This window comes from bacterium (genome assembly GCA_040755795.1).
GTDB lineage: Bacteria > UBA9089 > CG2-30-40-21 > CG2-30-40-21 > SBAY01 > JBFLXS01.
Map to the genome: position 1 here is coordinate 1 of JBFLXS010000320.1, position 4,812 is coordinate 4,812.

7 protein-coding genes are annotated in these 4,812 nt (G+C 35.7%); 4 read left to right on the top strand and 3 right to left on the bottom strand.

Annotation, left to right across the window (positions count from 1 at the left end; all coding sequences use genetic code 11):
• The 3 genes from AB1414_15670 to AB1414_15680 all read right to left on the bottom strand — a co-directional run.
• Window positions 1–677, bottom strand: a 677-nt coding sequence (locus tag AB1414_15670) for a DedA family protein (protein ID MEW6608858.1), incomplete at its 3' end; no start/stop codon positions are given.
• A gap of 193 nt (window positions 678–870) precedes the next feature.
• On the bottom strand, window positions 871–1,014 hold the full coding sequence (locus tag AB1414_15675; GenBank protein ID MEW6608859.1) for a hypothetical protein: 144 nt from the start codon (window positions 1,012–1,014) through the stop codon (window positions 871–873).
• A gap of 98 nt (window positions 1,015–1,112) precedes the next feature.
• Window positions 1,113–1,820: a hypothetical protein gene (locus AB1414_15680; GenBank protein ID MEW6608860.1), complete on the bottom strand. Its 708-nt coding sequence runs from the start codon at window positions 1,818–1,820 to the stop codon at window positions 1,113–1,115.
• Window positions 1,821–1,990: 170 nt separating this feature from the next.
• Here AB1414_15680 and AB1414_15685 point away from each other — a divergent pair, with 170 nt between their 5' ends.
• The 4 genes from AB1414_15685 to AB1414_15700 are packed head-to-tail and all read left to right on the top strand — an operon-like array spanning window position 1,991 to window position 4,301.
• Window positions 1,991–3,166: a HesA/MoeB/ThiF family protein gene (locus AB1414_15685; protein ID MEW6608861.1), complete on the top strand. Its 1,176-nt coding sequence runs from the start codon at window positions 1,991–1,993 to the stop codon at window positions 3,164–3,166.
• A complete protein-coding gene (locus tag AB1414_15690) occupies window positions 3,167–3,379 on the top strand; it encodes an RING finger protein (protein MEW6608862.1) in 213 nt (70 codons plus the stop codon). It abuts the gene before it with no gap.
• Window positions 3,380–3,396: 17 nt separating this feature from the next.
• On the top strand, window positions 3,397–3,666 hold the full coding sequence (locus AB1414_15695; GenBank protein MEW6608863.1) for an EsaB/YukD family protein: 270 nt from the start codon (window positions 3,397–3,399) through the stop codon (window positions 3,664–3,666).
• A gap of 38 nt (window positions 3,667–3,704) precedes the next feature.
• A complete protein-coding gene (locus AB1414_15700) occupies window positions 3,705–4,301 on the top strand; it encodes a ubiquitin-conjugating enzyme E2 (protein ID MEW6608864.1) in 597 nt (198 codons plus the stop codon).
• Window positions 4,302–4,812 lie beyond the last annotated feature (511 nt).

Genomic DNA, 4,812 nt, shown 5'->3' on the forward strand with positions numbered 1-4,812 from the left:
CTATGGTGAAGATGACGTTTGATAAAGATATAGAGTAAGATAATGATACATATACCTATTAAGACATCAAATTTATGGAATATAGGTGATAATGTTGAGTGCCATTTTGCTCCAAAAATCATCCCAAAGTATGTCAGAGCAATATTCCAGGGCACAGAACCAAGAGTGGTATAAAGACAGAATTTAAGGAAATTCATTTTGGCTATGCCAGCAGGTAATGAGATAAATGTTCTGATAACAGGCATATTGCGGGTAAAAAATATGGTTAAGTCACCATATTTGTTAAACCATCGCTCAGCTACATCCATATCATGCTTGGTCATCAAGATATATTTACCATATTTCAAGATAAATGGTCTTCCCCCTATTAATCCAACCCAATAAGCGATGATTGACCCCATCAGGTTACCTAATGTGCCAGCAACCACTACCCAAAATATCTGAAATCTACCTTCTGATATGAGATATCCTGAAAAAGGCATAATAATTTCAGAGGGTAGGGGAATACACGCACTTTCAATAGCCATAGCTATTCCTATTCCCCAATATCCTGCGGCATTAATAATAGCGATAACAATTGATGCTAAAAATTCAAGTATTTTTGTTACCATATCTTCTCCTGAAAATAAGGAAGTAGAAAGTAGAGGGTAGAGAGTAGAAAGTAAAGGAAACATCATTCCTCACGCCTATCTCCTTACCTCCTACCTTCTATCTCCTATCACTATTTTCATCTTCCTTTGTGAGTCGCAGACTCATGCTCGTTTCCCCTGAAAATAGCGAATTAGTGAATTAGAGATTAGCGAATTAGTATAGTATCCACAGACTCGTATCCTCTGGTGTAGAACAGATATTCCCCCTTAATAAAGGGGGTTAGGGGGTTGTTCTTCCATTATTTTCATCCCCCTTTGTGAGCCGCAGGTTCATGAGTGTTTCCCCTGAAAATAAGGAAGTAGAAAGTAGAGAGTAGAAAGTAAAGAAAACATCATTCCTCACGCCTATCTCCTTACCTCCCACCTTCTATCTCCTACCACTATTTTCATCCTTCTTTGTGTCCACCCTGTGGACATAGCCGTTTTTCCTTTCTTACATCTGAAAGATGCAAGAGTTCACATCTAAATTATTCTCAATATTGCGGGATTTCTTTGAGTGGAGAGACTTTTTAGGTCATTTATAATATTGACATATTCATCGACACCGCCCTGGACACCTTTTTCTCGTCTTTCTTCCTCAGTTATTTTAATTCTCCTGCCAATCACAGGTCCAGTGCCGGTATTTTCTCCAAACTGGTCTGTCAGTTCTACAACAGCTAAACTTTCATCAAATATGGTCATATGTTGAAGTTTTCGACATAGAACGGGTTGCCATTCTTTAAATTCATTTCTTAAGATAACTATAATCTCGGCACGATTGTTTTCAAAGATTAATTCCCGACGATGGCTTCGGATAATCTCTTTGACGCGGTCTTTACCAAATGTATCTTTGGACATAACAAAAAAGTGAAATATCTTTATCTGTCTATCTCTGCGTTGTAATAGGGCTTTATTGATGGTTAACATTTTTTGCGGAAATCCTTCAGTTCGCCATCGCTCAACCCAAAAATCCACGCAGGCTAATTCTTTTTGTACCTCTTCTGATTCCTTTAAAAGTAAATTATACAATTCTCGTCTATCATCTATAAAACACCAACCTTTCTCGGACATATCTTTGGCTCGATGCAACCATTTATTTAATCCATCTTCGATAATAGTTACTTCACGAATAGCAACTTTGCGTAAATATGGGTCATCAATACCATCTGCAATCTTCCTTAAGTCTTCCATATTGAAAATCCTCCTTATATTTGGTAATTGGTAACTGGTAATTGGTAATTGGTTAAATGATTATTTAACCAGATTATTTTAATGAATTAATAGCGATTTGTCAAGTAAAAAATTAATTTAAAAAATCAGTTGACGAATTAAATTAAATAAGTTATAATTAATATGCGTTAATGGAAGAAAAAATCGTCATTAGTGATTTAGATAAAGATAGATATTCACGATTAGGGCTTATTCCCTGGTGGAATCAGGAAAAACTGAAAAATACATTGGTTATGGTTGTTGGCGTTGGTGCATTAGGAAATGAGGTTGTAAAAAATTTAGCCCTTTTAGGCGTAGGGAAAATAATTATTGTTGATTTTGACCAGATAGTCAATGCTGATTTAACCCGCTCTGTTCTTTATCGAAAAGAAGATGATGGTAAAAAAAAGGTTGAAATAGCGGCAGAAAGAATTCAAGAAATTAATCCCGAGGTTAAAATACAACCTTTAGCTGGAAATATCCTCTGGGATGTAGGATTAGGGATATTTAGACAAGTAGATATAGTTATTGGTTGTGTGGATAACCGTGAGGCAAGATTAGCTATTAACCAGGCTTGCTGGAGAACAAATACCCCATGGATTGATGGAGGAATAGATGTCTTAAATGGAGTAGTAAGTATCTTTTGCCCACCAGAAAACGCATGCTATGAATGCACCTTGACAGATTTAGATTATAATATTCTCGGCGTCAGATACTCGTGCCCATTACTTAGATATGATGATTTATTAGAAGGAAAAACACCTACAACCTCAACTATTGCCTCGATTATTGCTGGAATTCAAGTTCAGGAGGCAATAAAATTAATCCATTGTCTTGAAGTCCCAAAAGGAAAAGGAATAGTTTTTAATGGATTAACCTATGAATGCTATCTTATTGAATATTCTAAAAAAAATGACTGCTTAAGCCATGAATATTATGCAGAAATTGTTGAATTGAATAAAGGAGTAGAAAATACTACATTTAGAGAATTACTTGAATTAGCCCGGGAATCACTGGGTAAAGAGGTTATATTAGAATTAGACCGGGATATAGTCACTAAATTACACTGTAGTAAATGCCAGGAAGATACGAATATTTTTAAAGTATTAGGTAAGGTAACCATAGAAGACGGCAAATGTCCAAAATGTGAAGGGATAAGAAATGTAAGTATGACCAATATAATTTCTCTTGAGGAGAAATTTATAGATAAAAATTTAGCAGAGGTGGGAATTCCCCCATTCCACATCATTGGAGCAAGAAATGGTAAAAAAACTAAATATTTCGAACTTACTCAAGATAGAAAAAAGACTTTAGGGGAGGTAGTATAGATGTTTAATTTATTTGGGGCTAATAAGCCAACGCCTGTGTTATTAGTTTATTCGCAAACACCAATTGAGTGTGCGTATTGTCATACACCAGTAAAAACAGAAAGTATAGTTGTCAGATGTCCTATGTGTAACACCATTCACCATCCACAATGTTGGAAAGAAGGAAAAGGGTGTAGTGTTTTTGGTTGTAAAAATGCGCCGAAGAAAAAATAATTTGGAGGAAAAAAATAATGAGAATTGTTAATATTGAAATAGAAGATGTGACAGGGGCTAAAAGGCAACGAGCGGACATCCCGGATGATGTCCCATTAAAAAGGGTTATTTCCGCTTTAGTTTCAAAAATGAAGTTGCCAACAGTTAGCCCAAGTGGTTCTCCGTTGAATTATCAATTACATCATAAAGCATCAGGTAGGTCTTTAAGTGAAAGTGATACATTAGCGAGTGCAGGAATACGAGAAGGAGCTGTTTTGAAAATACATCCCGTTGTTGTCGCTGGATAATTAGATGAGGAAGGTTAAGGTTAGGGAGGAGATAGAAGATGGGAGATGGGGAGATAAGTGTGAGGAGTGATGTTTTCTTTACTTTCTACTCTCTACTTTCTACTTCCTATTTTCAGGAGACAAAGATGGAATATCAATCCCCAAGAAATTTACGATTAGAAGAAGATTATAAAAAGATGCAAGAATTGGTGAAAAAAAGCCCATTTATTACCTTTGAAGTCTCTGGTGACCCACCTAACAGGTATATTATTAACTATACCTGTCGAGGATTAAGGTTAGATGAGATAAGTAAACAGGTAATTATTGCTAATTTTCATCAAGTAGAAATTTATCTACCAACCGCTTATCCCAGAATAAGACCAAATTTAGAGTGGCTGACACCAATATATCATCCCAATATTGGGACAAATAATCAAGTCTGTCTTGGTGGTTGGGCACCTTCAGAAAGTCTGGATAGACTTTGTGTCCGATTAGGGGAGATGATTCAATATAAGAATTTTGATGAATATGACCCAATAAACGCCAGTGCCGCGGCCTGGGCTTTGAAAAATCACGATAAATTACCTATTGACCCACGACCATTAGAGGCGGATGAACCCCAATTAAAAGGAGCATATGAAATTAAATTATCATAATCAGTGAACAGTGCTGTACCTGTTTAGCGTGGTCAGAGAGCACAAATGAATGGTAGTGACTTAGTGCGAAACCACTTCAAACACAACAAATTGTGTAATACAAAATCAAAAATTAAATATTAAAATGCAAAATGACATATCACATATCAAAAATCTTGACTTCGTGTTTAATTTATTGCCTTACAAGTATTACAGGTTTGCAAAAACTTTCTTGAAAGGATTCAAGGGGGCAAGGGATCCAGGGGTCGAGTGAACACCTTATTTTTCACCTTCCTTGAATCCTTGAATCCTTGAATCCTTGATCCCTTTTTAGAGCAAAATATTTGCAAACTCAATTTATTTGGGTATATTTTTGCATTTTGCTTTGTCCTTTTGATTTGGACATTTTGATATTTGCATTAAACTCCTTGTGGAATATTTGGTGGTGTCTTAATCTAGCATAAAGGTTAAAATAGTGTATAGGGTTCTGCAAAATAGGATTTGAGGGAGACAACAAATAAATATCAAATAT